Raw genomic sequence first — 18,763 nt, forward strand, 5'->3', positions numbered from 1 at the left:
TTAAAGCCGCTTTGCCTCGTGCCTCTCATAAAAAAGCCCCGCGCCATCCTGACGCGGGGCTTTTTTGCGTTTGCCATCGGTGAGCGCAGGCCGGGCTAGCGGGCGATGCGGCCCTCGCGCGACAGGTGCAGCGACGAGTCGCGGATAATCAGCTCGGGCTTGAGAATCAGGTGGGGCGGGGCGTAGGTGGGGCCGCGCTTGAGCAGCTGCAAGAACAGGCGCACGGCCGTTTCGCCCATCTGCTCGGCCCGCTGGTCTACCACCGTCAGGCGCGGCTGAGTCATGGTCGAGAACGGCTCGTTGCTGAAGCAAGCCAGAGCCACATCCTGCGGCACGCGGCAAGCTTTTTCGCGCAAAACTTCCAGCGCTCCCACCGACGGAATGGCGTAGGCACCGAACACGGCGTCGAGCTGCGGCTCCACGGCCAGCAGGTGCTGCATGGCCAGGCGGCCGGCGTCGTGGGTGAGGGCGGGCAGCGAATAGACCCACTCCGGCACGGCGGGCAGGCCGTGGGCTTCGAGCGCCGCTTGGTAGCCCAGAAAGCGGTTGCGGCTGGTGTTAAGGTGCTGGGGACCACCCAGGTGCCCGATACGCTGGCAGCCCTGCTCGATAAGGTGGCGCACGGCCTGGTAGGCGCCTTGGAAGTCGTCCAGAATCACGGCCATGCTCTGCGGCAGCTCCGGCACCCGGTCGAAGAACACGAGCGGGATGCCCTGCTGCCGCACCTGCTCGAAGTGGGCCGTTTCAGGGTGGGTGGTGGCCGACACCGACATGAGAATGCCCTCGACCTGCGCCGCGAGCAGCGCCTCGACGTTGCGCTGCTCGCGGCGCAAATCTTCGTTGCTCTGGCACATCATCACGTTGAAGCCCTCGCGGGTAGCCACTTTCTCAATGCCGTTCATTACGGCCGGAAAGAAGTAGCCCTTGATGTGGGGCACAATCACGCCCAGCATCTGGCTGTGGCCCTTGCGCAGGGCGGCGGCCAGCTGGTTGGGCCGGTAGTGCAGCTCGCGGGCGACGACGCGCACCCGCTCCTTGGTGGCCTCGCTGATGTCGGCGTGGTCGGCCAGTGCCCGCGACACCGTGGAGGCCGATAAGCCCAGGTGCTGAGCCAGGTCGCGCAGGGAGGTTTGCTGCTTTTTAATGGCCATAGGGCAGGAATGAAAAGAAAAGGCGGTCAGCCGCCCCAAATAACGGCTTTAGCAGCTTAAGCTGCGTGGGCAGGCTGGTTTTAAGTTAGATTTTTTTGCGCCCGGCCGGGGCTGAAACAGCACTACAACCGGCCGAAAAATTGTCCGTGAGGCTCAGCCGGGCAGCTTGACTTGCAGCCCTGGCCCAGCAACTGAGTCTAGGAGCCACGCTTAACCAGCTGGCACCGATGTGCCAGAAGCTGTGGCTTCGCGCAAGGGATAAGCACGGATAAGCAACGAGTGAGCAGCCAACTTGCTTCCTGCCTCCCAGGCAGCGATGCGCAAAGCAGAGGCTGCGCGCCGCCTTGCGCTACCTTCAACTTAAAGACCTAAAAATATCCTCGCTCATGCTGCCTGGCTTTAGACTCTGTTGGTTTCTGCTGATGTGCGCGCTGCCCACCGCCCGCGCCCAAACGCCCGCGCCGCCTACCCCCGCGCCGCTGCCGGTGCACGCGTTGCGCAGCATCAGCCCGGCGGACACGGCCTTTCAGGATTTAGAATTTCTGGGACCGGAAATTGGGCTGGCGCGGGTGGTGATGCTGGGCGAGCCAACCCACGGCGAGGGCAACGTGACGGAAGCCAAAATCCGGCTGGTGCGCTTTCTGCGCGAGCGGCTGGGCTTCACCACGCTGGCCTTTGAGAGCGGGTTCTACGATTTGCACCGGGCGCAGCAGGCCCTGGAAGCCGGCGAGTCGGCGGTGGCGGCGCTGGGCAACAGTGTGTTCACTATCTGGACGGCGACGCAGGAGTTTCAGGCGGTGCTGCCGCTGGTGGGGCCGGGCCAGTTGCGCGTGGCCGGCTTCGACCCGCAGCTCAGCGGCGACTATGGCGGTGATGTCGTGGACGAGCTGCAAACGTTTCTGGCGCCGGAGAAGGGCGCGACGGCCCTGAGCTATGATTTTTTAGATGAAGTCATCAGCCTGATGGCCGACCAGTTCATGTTTCCGCCCACGGGCAGCCTGGCTTATTTCGAGCGGGAAATAGCCAAGGCCACGCGCCTGCTCGACAAGGCCGCCGCCGGTCCCGACGCCCGGCGCCGCGCCGAGGCCACCTTCTGGCGGCAGTGCCTGCGCAGCCTGCTGGCTCAGGCCCGCGACTACGCTACCCACGACCCCACCGCCAAAGACAGCGCTGACTTCAAGGCCACCGACAGCAACCCGCGCGACGCGCAGATGGCCGACAACCTGCTCTGGTACCTGCGGGCTCACCCGCAGGAAAAGGTAATTTGCTGGGGCGCGCTGCCGCACCTAGCCAATAAAACAGAAGCCCTTGGCGACGCCGAGCTGCAAGCCTACCGCCCGATGGGCCGCGCCGTAAAGGCTACTCTGGGCGCCGACCAGGTATATGTGCTCGGCACGCTGGCGGGCGGCGGCAGCCACAGCTTCCTGGGCCACGACGCGCAGCCCGTACCTGTTCCGGCCGCCGGCACGCTGGAAGCCGAGCTGCTGGCGCAGCCCGTCGACTACGCCTTCGTGAGCCTGAAGCACGACGCGCCCGGCCGGGTGCTGACCACATCGGCGTTCGAGTATAGGCCCCTGACGGGTCCGTGGAGCGAGGTAGTGGACGGCTTCTTGTTCCTGCGCACCGTGAACCCGCCGCACCTGGCCGGGCCGCTGGCTGGCGCCGTACCCGCTGGCGCGGCCACCCCTACCCCCGAAGCGGCGGGCAGTGCTTTCAACCCCGCGCCGCGCCGCGCTAGTGGGCGGGTGCAGGCCAATGGCGGACCAGCCGGACGCCGGGTGCAGGGCGTGGTGCTCGACCAGAAAACCAAAGCGCCCGTGCCGTATGCGTCGGTATCGGCGCCGGAACAGGGGGTAGGGACCGTGGCTGACGGGCAGGGCCGCTTCACCCTGAAAATAACGGGCGCGGAAAAGCTGCAAGTCAGCAGCGTGGGCTACGCCCCGGCGCGGGTGGCGGCGCCCGCCCCCGGCGCGCCGCTCACGGTGCGGTTGGTGCCAGCGGCCTACGAGCTACAAAGCGTGCAGGTGCGCGGCGAGAGCCTGGACCCGCGCCGGATTATGAAAAAAGTGGTGGCGGCTATCGGGCAAAATTATGAGCAGCAGGATTACATGGCGGAGGTGTACACGCATCGGCAAACCAGCAACTTCGACACCGTGCGGGCCGAGGTGGAATACGTGAGCACGCTGCTGACCCCGGCCGGGCAGCGCGACCTGCACGGCGGCTTCCTGATGCGGCAGCCGATGGGGCAGCACCGGGTGCGCGAGGCGCGGGTGCTGCGCGAGGCCAAGGCCACGCAGGGACTGGCCCTGGTCAGCCTGGAGGGGCACGGGCAAGGATTTTACACGGGGGGCGCCGACCCGGTGCGCACTTCGCCGCTGTTCAAGGCGCGCTGGCGCAAATTCAATTTGCAACTCGATACGGTGCTGGAGCAGGGCGGCGAGACGGTGTACGTCATCAGCTTCGCGGCCCGGCGCGCCAGCCACCGCAGCACCGGCACCTACTTGCAAGCGGGCTATTCGGGCCGGTTCCGGGTGCAGCAGCGCGACTACGCCGTGACACACTACGAGGCCCTGTGGCGGGGCGATACGCTCACCCAAAACGCCGTGGCGCGCAAGCACGTGGGCCGCGGCAACCTGATTTCGCAGCTCTATTCCAACGTGTACACCGCCGAGCACAACGACCACGTGGTGAACTACGCCCGCGCCCCCAACGGTCGCTACCAGGTGCGCCGCAGCGTGGGCCAGGGCCTCGATGCGGGCCGGGTATTGAAAACCGGCCGGGCATTTTACGTGCAGCGCTCCTGCGAGCAGATTTTTACGCCCCTGCCGGCCGGTACCGCGCTGCCGCCACCCAACCCGAAAGCCGACCCGCGTTGGAGCGGCATGGAAACTCACCAGCTGCAATTCACGGACTACCGCCCGGCTTTCTGGCAGACTTACCGGCGGCCAACGGCTGAGGAATAGCGAGTTAAAAGTTGAGAGTTATAAGTTTAAAATCCCTACCCCCTCATCCAGCTTCAAACCGAATGAGAGGGTAGGGATTTTAAACTTATAACTCTCAACTTTTAACTCGCTCCGGCCCGAACACCCGCGCCACCCAGCGCGGCAAAAACGCCAGCCCCAGCCCCAGGTAGAGGTAATACGTCACCAGGCGGTAGAGCAGCACCAGGAAGCTGGTCATGGTGGCCGTGCCGATGAAGGAGCCGAAAAACGTGGGGAACGCACCCTCGGCAATGCCGGCGCCCCCTGGCGTGATGGCGATGAGCAGGATGACCTTGTAGGTGATGTTGCGGGCGAAGATGAACAGGAAGGTGCCCATACTCATCGGCACGAAGGCCGCAATCAGGCAGCCGATGATGGCGTAGCGGGCCGTCCAGACGAAGGCCGTGCTCACGCCCGCGTGCCACCAGTAGCGGGGCCCAGCGCCGCGCAGCTGGGCCGAGGCGCGCACCATCTCCTGGCCGTGGAGATAAGCCTTGCGCCGCCAGCGCCGCAGAAATTGAAACGAAAACAGTCGCACCAGCAGCCGCCGCACCGAGCGCGGATTGATGAAAATGGCGTACAGCATCAGTCCCGCGTAGAGCGTCACAAACAAATAGCTAACCCCGAACGCGACCCGCAGCGTCGCGACGAAGCCAGTTTGCAGCGCCTCGTGGGGGTAGAGGCCGGCCCCGGCAATGAGTACCACGAGCGGCACCATCAGCACGTAGTAGAGATTGTCGAGCAGGGCCGTGACCATGATGTAAGCCAGGCCCTTGCCCAGTGGCACACCTTCTTTTTCGAGAATAAACGGCGCCACGGCCGTGCCGCCCTGCCCGGAGGGCAGCACGCAGGAGGCAAATTCCCAAATCATAATCACGTCTAGCGCCTGCCGCCAGCTCAGAGCGCCTTCGGCCAGGTGGCGAATGCGGTAGATGTAGCCCAGGTCGCGGGCGGCCAGCACCAGCCCGGCCACCAGCAGCCAGCGCCAGTCGGCGTGGGCCAGCGGGGCCAGGTCGCCGGGCCGGTAGTTGCGGTAAAATAGAAACCCCACCACGGCCAGCCCCAGCAGCACCGGCAGCACCAGGCGCGAGGGCCGGAGCTTGCGCAAGAAGCCGGCCTCGTCGTCGGGCAGCGCGGCGGGCAGCGGTGAGGGCGACGGTTGGGGCAGCGGTGAAGACATGAGAAAGCAAAACGGCGGGCCGGGCAAAAGTAGTGCCCGGCCCGCCGCTTGTCTCATCGCTAACTCTCCCGCTACGGCCTACGGCCGCCCGCCCGTACTGCCGGCCGGCGTGATGCCGCCCGGCGTAGTCGTGCCCGGCGAGGGCGCGTTGGCCGGCGAGCTAATCGGATTGGTGGGCGGCGCGGCCGGGCGGCGCGGGGTCGAGTCGGCGGGTTGCGCGGTGGCCGGGGGGGTAGGGACGGCCACCGGAGCAGTGGTGCCGGGCAGCGCGGCGGGCTGGGTGGCGGCTGAGTCGCGGGCGGTGCTGTCGGGCGCCGCTAGGCCAGGCGTACCGGGCAGGGTATTGAGGCTGGGCGCGGCGGGGGGGGTAGGAACTCCACCATTTGGGGCCGCACCAGCTGGCGCGGTGCCGGTTGCGCCGGCGGGCCGGCCGCCACCCGCCGGGCGGGTTCCGCCGCCACTCGGGGCGCCACCGCCACCGCTGGCTGGTACTGCGCCACCCGCGCCGCCCAAGTCACCGCCACCACCGCCTTCGCCGCCGCTTTTCAGGTCGTCGTTGTCGATGCTGCGGCTGCGGCGCGGGCGCTGGTCAGCCGATAGCTGGCCAATGCGGTAGCTCAGGTTCACCTGAAAGCTCAGGTTGCGCTGCTGGTTGGTGCTGGTCTGGGTCAGCAGCGGAGTGCGGATTTCGTTGCGAATGTTGATGCTGCGGGTTAGGAAGTTCTGGGCGCCGAGGCCGAAGCTGCCTTTTTTGTTGGCAAACTCGTGCCGCACGCTCAGGCCGTAGAAACCGAAGCCGCTCTGCTCGCCTTGCAGCTGCACCTGCCGGCCCCGGTAGAAGCCGAACGCCTGCAAGCCCCACAGGTCGGTTATTTTATACGAGCCAAACAAGCGCCCACTGGCCACGAAGCCCTCATTCGAGGCGTTGTAGAGCGGGTCCGTCACGTTGTTGCGCAGCACAGCGTAGTACACATCCACGCCGCTGTTCAGGCTGAGCTTTTTGCCGTTGAGGGAGGCAAACACGTTGCCGCCGTAGGCGTTTTCCTGGCCAATGTTGTCGTAGCTAATCAATTGAGCGCCGGGAGCCAGCCGCTCACCGAGAAGGGCTAGCAGGTCTTCACTCACAGGTCCGCGCACCGACTGGATGGAGCCGTTGGTGTTGCGGGCAAAGGCCGTGAAGTTCAGGTTGACCTGCTTGACCAGCGTACTGTAGCCCAGCTCGAAGTTGTTGGTAAACTCCGGGTCCAGCTCAGGGTTGCCTCTGGTCACAATCAGGGAGTTGGAGAACTGCGGGGCCGGATTCAGGAATTGCAGCGAGGGGCGCTGGAGGCGGCGGTTGTAGGCCGCTTTCAGCACATTGCCGTTGGCTAGGCGCCGCGACAGGTTCACGCTAGGAACCAGGGCCCCGTAGCTGGGAATACTGACCTTCTCGTTGCTGTTGTTGAAGTCGGCCGTGATAGTAGTGTACTCATAGCGCACTCCCGGCTTTAGCGTGATGTTCTTCGGCAGGCCCAGCGTGTAGGTAGCGTAGGCGGCGGCCACGTTCTGGCTGTAGTTGAAGCCGTTGTTGAGGGCAACCTCCGTGGCCGGCACAAACTCGCCATCGGCGCCGGGCGCCGTATACAAGATAAAATCGCTGTTCACGCGCCGCAGAATGTCTTTGGCGCCGAACTCCAGCAGCTGGTTTTTGCCGGTCGGGGACTGATAATCGGCCTGCACCGTGAATTCCTCGTTGGCGCTGGGGTTTTCATTGCGCAGCCGGCTGGTCGTCGTAAACTCGCCGAGGTCGAGAATGGAGTTCGTGAAGTCGTTCTGCCGGTCGTTGCGGCTGTAGAGGGTCAGAATGCTGAATTCCTGCTGCGGCTTCTCAAACACGTGGGTGAAGTTCAGGCTGGCATCTACGCTGCCCGAGCGGTCCTTCACGTCCACGTCGCGCACGTCCAGGAGCTGGTTGGGCGACGAGCGTAGGTCTATGCGCCTCAGCCGGTCCTGCTGGCTGTTCGAGGCGCGCAGCCCATACGTGAGCGAGGCTTGCAGCGAGTTCTGCTTGTTGATGTCGTAGTCCCAGCCCAGGGCCGCGCGCCCGCCGCCCTGGTTCTGATTGGTTTCGGCCTGCTGCCTGGTGAAGGAAGTGCTGGCCGGGATAGTTGTCAGCAGCCCCGTAATCGGGTCGCGCACGGTGCGGGCCGGGGTGGTTACCTGCTGCTCGTTCTGAAAGCTGCCGTTGATATTGTAGCCGGCCCTACCCCCCGCGTTGAGCGTGAAGCCCATCTTGCCGGTGCGGTAGGAGCTGTTGAGGCTCAGGTTGGCGTTGCGGGTGCCCACGCTGGCGTCCACGCCCAGCGTGCCGCCGCTTAGGGTGTTGGTTTTGGTGATGATGTTGATGATGCCGCCGGTGCCTTCGGCGTCGTACTTGGCCGAGGGCGAGGTAATTACCTCGACGGTCTTAATCTGCTCGGCCGGAATCTGGCGCAAGGCGTCGGCGATGCTGGTGGCGGCGATGGCCGAGGGCTTGTTGTTAATCAGCACCCGCAGGTTGCTGGAGCCACGCAGGCTCACGTTGCCGTCCAGGTCCACGCTCAGCAGCGGCACGCGGCGCAGCACGTCGGTGGCGTCGCCGCCGCGGGCGGTCTGGTCGTTTTCGGCGTTGTACACGGTGCGGTCCACGCGCTCCTCAATCAGCGGGCGCTGAGCCGTTACGACCACTTCACCCAGCTTTTGGGCCGACACGCTCAGGGCCACGGTGCCCAGATTGACCGGCTCGCCGCCGGTCACGACCACGCCGGGGCGGGTCTCATTTTTATAGCCCACGAAGCTGACCTGCACCGTGTAGGTGCCGGCCGGAATGCTGGGCAGCACAAACTTGCCATCGTCGCCGCACACGCCGCCGTTCACGGATTTGCCCGCCGCGTCGAGCACCGCCACCGTGGCATAGGAGACGGGCTTGCCCGTGGCGGCATCGGTCACGGTGCCGCTGATGCGGCCCGTGGCGGTGGGGCGGAGCGCGGCGGCCGGGGTGGGCCGGCTGCCGGCGGGCGGGGTTTGCTGGGCCGAAGCCAGCAGGGCCGGGCCCAGCAGGGCCGTAATAAACAAGGCGCGGGCGGGGCGAATGCGTATCGGATATCTCATAGCTGTCAAGGGCTGGCAAACAAAGCCGCGGGTTGCACCGGGCGGCAGCAATCTTGGGGGTTGCGGGGTTTGGAGGGGGGTAGGGAATCGTACTGCTGGCTACCCTTCGGCAAACGAGAGTTGCCAAGAAAGGGCTGGCTGGCGGCGCAAAATCAATTCCCTACCCCCCTGAATCTTACGCAGGTGTCGCAAGCGCCCCGCCAACTAAATCTTACAACCGCTCTTCTCCGCCTCTCGTACCTTTGAGACGGCCCGCCAATCATTTAGCGGGCCGGGCGGTTACTTCCCGTTGCCTCCCTTCAAACCGACGCTTGCCCCTGATGATAGTTCAACCCGGCCCGCTGCTGGCGCAGATAGATTCGCCCGACGACCTCAAAAAACTAACGCCCGAACAGTTGGTGCAGCTCGCTGATGAGCTGCGGCAGTTCATCGTCGATTCAGTGAGCATCTACGGCGGGCACTTCGGCGCCTCGCTGGGCGTAGTCGAGCTGACCGTCGCCCTGCACTACGTCTTTAATACGCCCCACGACCAGCTCGTGTGGGACGTGGGCCACCAGGCCTACGGCCACAAAATCCTGACCGGCCGCCGCGAGCAATTCCCGACCAACCGCCGCTACCACGGCATGTCGGGCTTTCCTAAACGGTCTGAGAGCGAGTACGATGCGTTCGGGGTGGGCCACAGCAGCACCAGCATCGGCGCCGCGCTCGGCATGGCCGTGGCCAGTGATTACAAAGGCGAAACCGACCGCCAGCACATTGCCGTCATCGGTGACGGCGCCATGACCGCCGGCATGGCCTTCGAGGCCCTGAACCACGCCGGCGTGACAAAATCCAATCTGCTGGTCGTGCTCAACGACAACTGCATGAGCATCGACCCCAACGTGGGCGCGCTCAAGGAGTATTTGACTGACATCACCACTTCTTACACCTATAATAAGGTGCGCGACGAGCTGTGGAACGTGCTGGGCAAGCTCAGCAAGTTCGGCCCCAACCCGCAGCAGATTGCCCGCAAAGTGGAAGCCGCCATGAAGGCCACGCTGCTCAAGCAGAGCAACCTGTTTGAGGCCTTAAAATTCCGTTATTTCGGCCCCGTCGATGGGCACGACGTGCAGCATCTGGTCGAGGTGCTGAATGATTTGAAGAGCATTCCCGGCCCTAAGCTGCTGCACTGCGTCACGGTGAAGGGCAAGGGCTACGCGCTGGCCGAGAAAGACCAGACGCTGTGGCACGCGCCGGGGCTGTTCGACAAAATCACGGGCGAGATTTACAAAAAGCACCACGAGCAGCCGCAGCCGCCCAAGTATCAGGACGTATTCGGCCACACGCTGGTCGAACTGGCCGAGCAGAATGACAAGATTATGGGCGTGACGCCGGCCATGCCGTCGGGCTCGTCGCTCAATATTATGATGGCCGCCATGCCGGAGCGCGCCTTTGATGTCGGCATTGCTGAGCAGCACGCGGTCACGTTCTCGGCGGGCCTCGCCACGCAGGGGCTGGTGCCGTTCTGCAACATCTACTCCTCGTTTATGCAGCGCGGCTACGACCAACTTGTGCACGACGTGGCCCTGCAAAACCTGCACGTGGTGTTCTGCCTCGACCGGGCAGGATTCGCCGGCGCCGACGGCCCCACCCACCACGGCTGCTACGACATCGCCTACCTGCGCTGCATCCCCAACATGGTCGTCTCGGCGCCGATGAACGAGCAGGAGCTGCGCAACCTGATGTACACCGCTCAGCTGCCCGAAAACGCCGGCCCGTTCAGCATCCGCTACCCCCGCGGCGAGGGCGTGATGCCGGCGTGGCGCACGCCCCTGCAGCGCGTGGCCATCGGCACCGGCCGCGTCGTCCGGGAGGGTGCCGAGGGCGGCGTGGCCATTCTCAGCATCGGCCACATCGGCAACTACGCCGCGAAAGCCACCGAGAAACTAGCCGCCGAAGGCCTCGACGTGGGCCACTACGACCTGCGCTTCTGCAAGCCCCTGGACGAAGAAATGCTACGCGACGTCGCCCGCCGCTACCGCGCCCTCATCACTGTCGAGGACGGCTGCCTGATGGGCGGCTTCGGCTCGGCCGTACTGGAGTTTCTGGCCGACCAGGGCCTGTCCCTACCCCTGCGCCGCCTCGGTATCCCCGACCGCGTGGTAGAGCACGGCACCCAGGACGAGCTATACAAGGAATGCGGTTTCGACGCGGCCGGCATCGCGCAGGCCGTGCGCGAGATGAGCGGCAAGGTAGCCGACGCGGCGCGGGCGGCGGTGCTGGGGTAGGGAATACTTTTGAAATGAAAAAGCCCCGTCAGTTTGCGCTGACGGGGCTTTTTCATTTCATTTAATCTCTAATTCGCTTTCGCTACAGTAGCGCAGTCGAACAATTCTGGTAGCGCCTTCCTGTATCTTCAACTGCAAAGACCTGAGCTGGTCCTGGTAGTGGGCTCCGTGCTGGGGGCGGTGCCGCGGAAAGCCAACGCTGGCATAGGCATGAACGGTCTGACCCGGCTCAATGATAGCACGGTCGTAGAAGTCCCGGATGCTAGCCGCCAGCTGAGGAAGGCAGTCGCCGGGGTTAGTATTAGTTTTCGTCTGAGTCGCGTCCAAGTGGTTTTCAGAGGTTTTGAACTCGACAAAGTAGATGATATCTCCGCTCACGAGCGCACAATCGCATTTGCTGGGATTTGAGTCATTATAAATGCAATGGTCAATGGCAAGCAGGTAAACGGGCTCTTGATTGTGGTTGCGCACCAGCAGGTCCGACTTGGATTTAGGACCAGTAGTCAGTACGCAGCACGGGCCAGGACCTTCAGTTTCCAGGTGTGGGTCGTGGACATGAAATGTAGCGTGAGTATGAGCTTGTAGGCACTCGGCTTTAGCTGCTAGCTGGGTTGCGAACGTTCGCTGAATGCGCGTTATCATTCTACTTCCAATCCGGCATTGATGTCCAGCAACTTCTCAAACTGAGCCGCTTCAGCGGTAGCCAGCGCATCGAGCCCATTGTAGCTAATAAGTCCCGTTTCTGGATTAACGATGGAGCGTACCCCATTTTCCTGCTGCCCCTCGACGTGGTAGGCTGCAAACTCTTTGGGGTCAATCCAACTCTCGCGGGGTACAATCCGGGCCACTTCTTCGGCGCGTTCCGGGTGATTTTCGGCTACTTGGTGGGCAAAGAGCAGCACGTTCAGGTGCGCCAGCAAATAGGGGCTGTGCGTGGTGATGGTCAGGTCGTTTTCGCTCTTCGTGCATTTCTCCACCAGCCAGTTTAACAGTTCTTGCTGCGCGGTGGGGTAAAGGTTTAGCTCTGGCTCTTCGACTAAAAAAGAACGAGCTGCAACTTGCTCTCTACCCATCGGATTTGCTTGATATTGCAAGACGACAAACAGAGGTAATACAGCTTGTATTCCACTTGCACTTGCAGATAGTTTTAATGATTTGCCATTTTTCATTTTTATAGAATCGATGCCCTCTCGTTGTTGATAATTAACCTGAAAAAGAGGTATAAATAACTCTTTAATAAATTTTTTTGACAGTTCGAACTCTGTGATAAATGTCATTAAAGTATCTGAGAGAGCAATCTTATTCATTTGCAGCCCAGCATAAGCTCCTTGAATGGCTGCAATAAAAGCCCGTTCAGCTGGAATATACAAAGGATTAGAATCAGAGAATCTACCGAAGCTGTCCGTGTTATTATAATAATTTTCAAGACTTTTAATCCATGAACTGCGGTCAGGTTCGGTTTTAGGTATTAGTGGCTCATTAAACTTTACTAATGCTTCAAATGGCATTTTAGGTGGCAGTTTTGACTTCTCCATCAAAGTCGCTTTATCCTTACTAATGCGGACGTGGTAGCCGCCAGGCTTCATGAAAGAGAGGGATGATTTATTAGTAAAAAAGCTCTCTAACTCGAATCTCTTAATGAGTTGGTTACTCGTCTCCCAAGCAATCTTGTTAGTTTGAGCAAAGCGCACTTTTTTATCACCAAACACCGCCGCCAGCTTTGCCAGCGTGCTCTTGCCGCCGCCTGTCGGGCCGATGAACACGGTGACGCGCTTGAAGTCCACAGTGGCGTCCTTGATGGGGCCGAAATTCTTGACTACTAGTTGCTCGTTCATAGGAGGGCAAACAAAGGGACCGGCCCAAAAGTAACACGCGCCCGGCCCGCTACTTTTGCCCCATGCCCACTGCCGTCGCTTCCCTGCCCACCATCCTGTTTCTGCACGGCTTTGCCGAAAGCCGCGAAGTCTGGACTGAATTCACCCGACCATTTCCGGCGGGCTACCGGCTGCTGGCGCCCAATCTGCTGGGCCACGGTACTAATCTGGCTGCCGTGCCTGATTTCTCGATGGAGGCGCAGGCGCGCTACGTGGTGGAGTACCTGGAGGAGAAAAACGCGGCCGGCCCGGTCTTGGTCGTGGGCCACAGCATGGGCGGCTACGTCGCTCTGGCCTTGGCCGAGCGGTTTCCGGACCGCCTCGCCGGCTTGGCCCTGATAAACTCCACGGCCTTGGCCGACACTGACGAGAAGCGCGCCAACCGGGAGAAAAACATCGGCTTCGTCGAGCGGCACGGGGTAGGGAAATTCATGGAGAGCTTCGTGCGCCCGCTTTTCGCGCCGGCCAACCGCGACCGGATGCCGGAGGCCCGCGACTGGCTCGAAGAAATCGGCAAGGCCACGCCGGCGGCCACTATCACTGGCGCGCTGCGCGGCATGGCCGCCCGCCCGGAGCGCACGGCCGTGCTGCGCGAGGCGAAGTTTCCGGTGCTGCTGGTGGCGGGCAAGCACGACGTGGCCGTGCATCTGGAAGACGCCGTGGCGCAGGCCGCGTTGGCGCCGGTAGCCCACGCGCTGTTTCTGGAAGGCAGCGGCCACCAGGCTTATTTAGAGCAGCCCACCGAAACCCGCCGCGCTGTGCTCGCGCTGGCCGGGCTGGTATTTGGGGGGTAGGAGATGGCCCTTGCTTACGACGCTCATCTCAACCCTAGGAACGGGCGCCGCACTTCCCGCGTACTGCCGCACCAATGCCTACCCCTACCCCCGCGCCCGTGCTGGTTTTGCTGCACGGCTTTCTGGAAAGCCCCGAAATCTGGCCGGAATTCGTCGGTGACCACTTTACCGACTGCCGGGTGCTAATGCCCGCCCTGCCCGGCTACGGCGGACCCGAGGATAAAGCCCAGGATTTCAGCCTCGAAACGGCTGCCGAGGCGTTGCGCGCCGAGTTGGACCGCGCCGACGTGGGCCGGGCCGTGCTCGTGGGCCACAGCATGGGCGGCTACGTGGCCCTGGCGTTTGCCGAGAAGTATCCGGGTCTGGTGGCCGGGCTGGGCCTGTTTCACTCCTCGGCCCTGCCCGATACGGAAGAGGATGCCGAGCGGCGCGGGCGCAACCGGGCCTTCATCGAAAAGGAGGGGGTAGGGAAATTCGCCGACGAGTTCTTGCAGCCCCAGCTTTCGCCCACGCAGCGCGAGTCGCTCACGCATCAGGTCGAGCAATTGCAGCGCATTGCGGCGGTCGTGCCCCAGGCCGTGGCCCTGAGCAGCATCGAGGCTATGAGCGGGCGCCCTGACCGCCGCGCGGTGCTGGAAAAGGCTGCGTATCCGGTCTTGTTTATTGCCGGCAAGGATGACCGCGCCGTGCCCCTGGAAAAAACCCACGAGGAGAGCCTGCTGCCCGACCACTGCACCGTGCTCTGGCTGGCCGGTGTGGGTCACTTGGGCTTCATCGAGCGGCCCGCCGACACGCGCCGGGCCGTGCGCCAGCTGGTAGAAGCAGCGTTTTATCATTGATTTTTGGCTGGTCTTATCTCACGCGAAGTTTGGCAAAAAGTGAAAAGGGAAGTTTCGCGGAGTTGACTTTGACAGTGAAGGTCAAAAACTCTGCGAAACTTCCCCTTTTACTTTTTGCTAAACTTCGCGTGAAATCACGCTTACGTTGTGCGCACGCCGTCGGCGCCAATGGTGGTGCCGGCCAGCCGATTCTGGGCATACCAGTCGGTGAGGAAATACACAATCAGGAACACGATGCCAGCGCCCACGAACAGGTTGCGGGCGGTGGGGTTCTCATTGGCAAAGCCGAACAGCCAGGGCGCGGCGATAAAGGCTGGGCCGCTGACCAGCTCCAGCTTGCCGTGAATAGGGAACGGAATGGCCTTGATAGCGCCCAGCGGCATATTGGTGAGCAGCGAGATGACCAGGTAGCCGCCGGCCAGCAGGTAGCACACCGTGGCGTAGGCGCCGGTGAGGCCGAAGAGCGAGGGCGCGAGAGCAAAAAAGGCGCAGGTGCCATAGTCGAGCACGCCGTGCAGGAAAGGAGAGATAGGTTTCATGGGCGAAAAGTGGGGTTTGGTTAAAAAGGAGAGAGGGTAAGTTCGCTCCTACGCCACTGATTCCAAACAGGTTATGGTTAAGCTTGGCGTAGCTGCCGCGGCAGCTCTCAGAGCCGCGCTCCTACCACGACAGTCTTTTTATACTCGCGCCGCTCGCCGCCGCTGGGCCGGAACAGCTCAATGACCAGCACGTAGTAGCCCACGGCGGCTTTGTGGCCGTGGTCGTCCACGCCGTCCCAGGGCACGAGGCCGGTGGTGGCCAGGGTTTGGTTGCGCAGCAGGCGCCGGACGGGGCGGCCCAGCGCGTCATAGACCGTGATGCTGGCCACGTAGCCGGGCTGGTCGAGCTGGTAGCTCAGGGTCGTGAAGTCCTGCTGGCCGTCGTCGTCGGGGGTGAAGATTTCGGGGCTCAAGGTCAGCGCCTGGTTGCCGCCGGGCGCGTCCTGGGCCTGCGAGTTGGGGCGGCCCGGCGTGGCATAGCCCACGCTGGCGGCGGCCGAGTGGAAGTTTTCGGCCCGGCTGGGTCCCTGGGCCCGAATGCGCTCCAGCGAAACGCCTTCCAGTGAAGATAACAAGCTCAGCTGCTGATTTTTATTGTAGGCATAGCGGTCCAGCTCCGGGCCGCGGGCGTCGAGCAGCAGCACCGTGCCCGCGTCGTCGGGCAGGGTAGGGAAGCCCGGCACCGCCAGCAGCGCCGCCGCTTCGTGGCTGCTCGGGTACTGGGCCTGGATGATTTCGGGCTTCTCCGTGAAGGCGACGAACTGGCCGGGCGCCAGCACGTAGGGCCCGGCGGCGCTCACTGGGGCCATTGCCAACGACTTGTCCGGCTTTTCGCTGGCCACCTGATAGCCTTGCAGGTCGATGTATTTAGCCGAGCGGTTCAGAACTTCCACGAAATCAACCCCGCCGACGCGGGCATTAAACAAGATTTCATTTATCACCAAATCGCCGGGTGCGGCCGGCTCGGGCAGGGCGAAGGTGGCGGTTTGGAGCGGACCGGCGGCGTTGCCGGCGCAGTCGGTGGCCTGCTGCACGCTCAGGCGCACGGGCTGGCTGGGCCGTAGCGGCGCGGCCAGCGTCAGGTCCACGGCCCGAAAATCGTAGGGCACGGGCGCGGCCCCGAGCACGGTGGGCGCCGCGGCCAGCTCGGCTGAAAAGCGGTAATGGGCCGGATTAGCTGCCGCCGCGCTGTCGAGCTTTTCTGAGAAAAACAGCCGCACCGTTAGCGCGTTCAGGGGCACGGCGCGCAGTAGGGTGGGGGGTAGGCGGTCGGGGTTCGAGGCCGCGGCGGCGTTGGGGCGGCCGGGCGTGCCGCCGCGCGGGTCGGGGCTGGCGGTCCAGTTGTCGGCGCCGGCGCAGTAGTTATTAGGGTCGCGCAGCTCCAGGCTGTAGCCGCCCGCGCGGCGGCGCGGGTCGCCGTACCAGGTGTCGGCGTAGCTGACCTCGAACAGGGTCTGGCCGTTGGCGCCGCGCAGCACGAGCTGGTCGGCCTCGTTGCCCAGGCCGGGGAAGTTGGTCAGGCCATACACCTTCACGCCCAGGGCCGCAAATTGCGCCGCCCGCGTGCTACCGCAAACCACCGCGTACTGCCCCGGCAGCAGCCGGGCCGTGTCGGCAAACGCGGCGGCTGGGGTACTGCCCGGCTTTAGCAAACGCACGCCGCGCAGGCTCAAAACCTTGGTGGCGTTGCGGTTGTGCAACTCCACGAATTCAGAGGGGGGTAGGCCGACGCCCGGTGTCTCGTCGGCGAATATCTCCGAGATAATCAGCTCGCCTACCCCCGGCGCCCCGGCCGGCCCGACAAAGCCCGCCGTGAGCGGCCCGGTGGCTGCGTTGCCAAACAAATCGGCCACCTGCCGCGCCTCCACCACGTTTTGGGGCCCAAAATCAGCCCCGAACGTGAGTTGCACCACCGCCGGGTTGCGCGCCGACACCTGGGCCGTGAGCGGCGCCGCGCCGCTGCCGGCCAGGCGGTAATTGGCTACTTGAAACGCGCTGCCTGGGTCCAGCGCTTCGTTAAAAACCAGGTCTACGACGCGGCTGCTCACCGGCGTAGCCCGCAGCAGCTGCGGCGCCGTGGCATCGGTCACCAGGAAATCGTCGAAGTAGAAGTTGCGGCTGTTGGCGGAGGAATAAGTGAGTAGCACGCCCACGGCCTGGCTGCGCTGGTAGGTGGCGTCGAGGGGGGTAGGGATTTCGGCGGTGAAGCTGCGGCCCCCGCTCAGGTCGCGGGCCAGGCGCCAGCGGTGGTCGGCGGTGCGGGTCACCTGCACGCGCACGAGGTTATTGGTCGTGGAGCTAAGAGTTTGGTTCTGGCCATCGATGAGCACGACGGCGCCGCGCGTCGAGTCGCGCCGGAAGAGGCTGATTTCGTCGTTGGTGCCGCCCAGCCGCACGAAATAGCCGCTGGTGCCCGACGCTTTCAAGTCAGCCTGCGAGGCCAATAAGTATACATCGGCGTAGTTACCGGAGCTGGTGGCCAGCTTTAGGTTTGCCCAAAACTCCCAGGTGGTGCCGGCGCTGGCCCGGCAGGGCGTGGCAAGTTGCAGCTGAGTGCCCGTGGCGGCCGGGCCGGCGCTTTGCAGCTGCCGGGCGGCGTTCACCTGGAAGCTGGCTGCGTCGCCGGTCCAGGCGGGAGTTTGGCCGAAGTCGCCATCGGCGAAGTCGTCGCGCAGCTGGGCGTGGGTGGCGAAGGAAGTGACTTCAAGAAGCCAGATAAACAAGAGCAGCGGCAGAAAGCGCATAAAATCAGCGGCGAGAGCGAAGCAGCAAGGTAGCGACGGACAGCCAGCGCCCGAGATGCCGGCGGCTAGGCGTGGGTTTTCGGAGCGAAGCCGGCCGGGCCGGGCAATAATCATGCGGCCAAGCCCCACCTTTGCAAACTCAACCCATCTGATTATGAAACTTGCCATTGTGGGGGTCACCGGCCTGGTGGGCACCGAACTCCTGAAAACGCTGGCCGAGCGCCAGTTTCCGCTGGTCGAGCTGCTGCCCGTGGCCTCGGAAAAATCCGTGGGCCAGCTAATTGAGTATCAGGGAAAAGAGTACCCGGTGCTGAGCATGGACGCTGCCATCGCGGCGCGGCCGAACATTGCCATCTTCTCGGCCGGCGGCGCCGTGAGCAAGGAGCACGCCCCACGCTTCGCCGCTGTGGGCACCACCGTGATTGACAACTCCTCGGCCTGGCGCCTGGACCCCGGCAAGAAGCTGGTGGTGCCCGAAATCAATGCCCAGGAACTGACGGCGGCCGACAAAATCATTGCCAACCCGAATTGCTCAACCATTCAGATGGTGCTGGCCCTGAGTGAGTTGCATAAGGCGTATCAGATTCGGCGCATCGTGGTCAGCACCTACCAGAGCGTAACCGGCACCGGCAAGAAAGCCGTCGACCAGCTCATGCAGGAGCGCGCCGGGCAGGCCGCCGCCAGTCCCGCCTACCCCCACCCCATCGACCTGAACGTGCTGCCCCACATCGACGTGTTCGAAGCCAACGCCTACACCAAGGAGGAGATGAAGATGGTGCACGAAACCCGCAAAATCTTCGGCGACGACAGCCTGCGCATCACGGCCACCTGCGTGCGGGTGCCGGCGCTGGGCGGCCACTCCGAAGCCGTGAACGTGGAGTTTGCCCAGGACTTCGACCTGGCCGATGTGCGCGCCCACCTGGCCCGCACGCCCGGCGTCGAGGTCGTGGACGACCCTGGTCAAAATTGCTACCCCATGCCGCTGCTCAGCCACGGCCGCGACGCCGTGCTGGTCGGCCGCCTGCGCCGCGACGAAAGCCAGCCCAACACGCTGAACATGTGGGTTGTGGCCGATAATCTGCGCAAGGGCGCGGCCACCAATGCCGTGCAGATTGCGGAGTACCTGGTGGCCAATGGCTTGGCGTAGGGGGTAGGCGGTCAAACTCCCCTGCTTTTTTAAGGAGGGGACGTTTTTGCGCAGCTGAAACTGGGGTGGTGCGCGTCGTTGAACGATAAGGCCCGCGTAGTTTCCCTTTCCCAGCTTA

Annotated in this window: 11 protein-coding genes; 5 read left to right on the forward strand and 6 right to left on the reverse strand. The window is 63.6% G+C overall.

The window, feature by feature from the left end; translation table 11 throughout:
- Window positions 1-95 precede the first annotated feature (95 nt).
- Window positions 96-1,151 (reverse strand): LacI family DNA-binding transcriptional regulator, encoded by a 1,056-nt coding sequence (locus ACFE70_RS06785; RefSeq protein ID WP_375416969.1) that lies wholly within the window; start codon window positions 1,149-1,151, stop codon window positions 96-98.
- Window positions 1,152-1,537: 386 nt separating this feature from the next.
- On the opposite strand from ACFE70_RS06785, the gene ACFE70_RS06790 reads away from it, so the two are divergent.
- Window positions 1,538-4,114: an erythromycin esterase family protein gene (locus tag ACFE70_RS06790; RefSeq protein ID WP_375416970.1), complete on the forward strand. Its 2,577-nt coding sequence runs from the start codon at window positions 1,538-1,540 to the stop codon at window positions 4,112-4,114.
- A 94-nt stretch (window positions 4,115-4,208) separates the two neighbouring features.
- Here ACFE70_RS06790 and ACFE70_RS06795 read toward each other — a convergent pair whose 3' ends face one another.
- Entirely contained in the window at window positions 4,209-5,312 is a 1,104-nt protein-coding gene (locus tag ACFE70_RS06795; protein ID WP_375416971.1) for a YbhN family protein, read from the reverse strand.
- 78 nt (window positions 5,313-5,390) lie between these two features.
- A complete protein-coding gene (locus ACFE70_RS06800; protein WP_375416972.1) occupies window positions 5,391-8,441 on the reverse strand; it encodes a TonB-dependent receptor domain-containing protein in 3,051 nt (1,016 codons plus the stop codon).
- 320 nt (window positions 8,442-8,761) lie between these two features.
- Here ACFE70_RS06800 and dxs point away from each other — a divergent pair, with 320 nt between their 5' ends.
- On the forward strand, window positions 8,762-10,708 hold the full coding sequence (gene dxs, locus ACFE70_RS06805; RefSeq protein ID WP_375416973.1) for a 1-deoxy-D-xylulose-5-phosphate synthase: 1,947 nt from the start codon (window positions 8,762-8,764) through the stop codon (window positions 10,706-10,708).
- A 638-nt stretch (window positions 10,709-11,346) separates the two neighbouring features.
- Here the strand turns inward: dxs and ACFE70_RS06810 are convergent.
- Window positions 11,347-12,543 carry an AAA family ATPase gene (locus ACFE70_RS06810; protein ID WP_375416974.1) on the reverse strand — a complete coding sequence of 399 codons (1,197 nt, stop codon included), beginning with the start codon at window positions 12,541-12,543 and terminating at the stop codon, window positions 11,347-11,349.
- 62 nt (window positions 12,544-12,605) lie between these two features.
- On the opposite strand from ACFE70_RS06810, the gene ACFE70_RS06815 reads away from it, so the two are divergent.
- Window positions 12,606-13,376, forward strand: a complete 771-nt coding sequence (locus ACFE70_RS06815; protein WP_375416975.1) for an alpha/beta fold hydrolase — start codon at window positions 12,606-12,608, stop codon at window positions 13,374-13,376.
- A gap of 74 nt (window positions 13,377-13,450) precedes the next feature.
- On the forward strand, window positions 13,451-14,215 hold the full coding sequence (locus tag ACFE70_RS06820) for an alpha/beta fold hydrolase (protein WP_375416976.1): 765 nt from the start codon (window positions 13,451-13,453) through the stop codon (window positions 14,213-14,215).
- 140 nt (window positions 14,216-14,355) lie between these two features.
- Here ACFE70_RS06820 and ACFE70_RS06825 read toward each other — a convergent pair whose 3' ends face one another.
- The gene (locus ACFE70_RS06825; RefSeq protein WP_375416977.1) at window positions 14,356-14,754 is read right to left on the reverse strand and encodes a hypothetical protein; all 399 of its coding nucleotides are present in this window, start codon (window positions 14,752-14,754) and stop codon (window positions 14,356-14,358) included.
- A gap of 107 nt (window positions 14,755-14,861) precedes the next feature.
- Window positions 14,862-17,498 carry a lamin tail domain-containing protein gene (locus tag ACFE70_RS06830; protein ID WP_375416978.1) on the reverse strand — a complete coding sequence of 879 codons (2,637 nt, stop codon included), beginning with the start codon at window positions 17,496-17,498 and terminating at the stop codon, window positions 14,862-14,864.
- Between the two features lie 154 nt (window positions 17,499-17,652).
- Here ACFE70_RS06830 and ACFE70_RS06835 point away from each other — a divergent pair, with 154 nt between their 5' ends.
- Window positions 17,653-18,645, forward strand: a complete 993-nt coding sequence (locus tag ACFE70_RS06835) for an aspartate-semialdehyde dehydrogenase (protein ID WP_375416979.1) — start codon at window positions 17,653-17,655, stop codon at window positions 18,643-18,645.
- Window positions 18,646-18,763: the final 118 nt, after the last annotated feature.

It is taken from the genome of uncultured Hymenobacter sp. (assembly GCF_964243305.1).
Taxonomy (GTDB): Bacteria; Bacteroidota; Bacteroidia; order Cytophagales; family Hymenobacteraceae; genus Hymenobacter.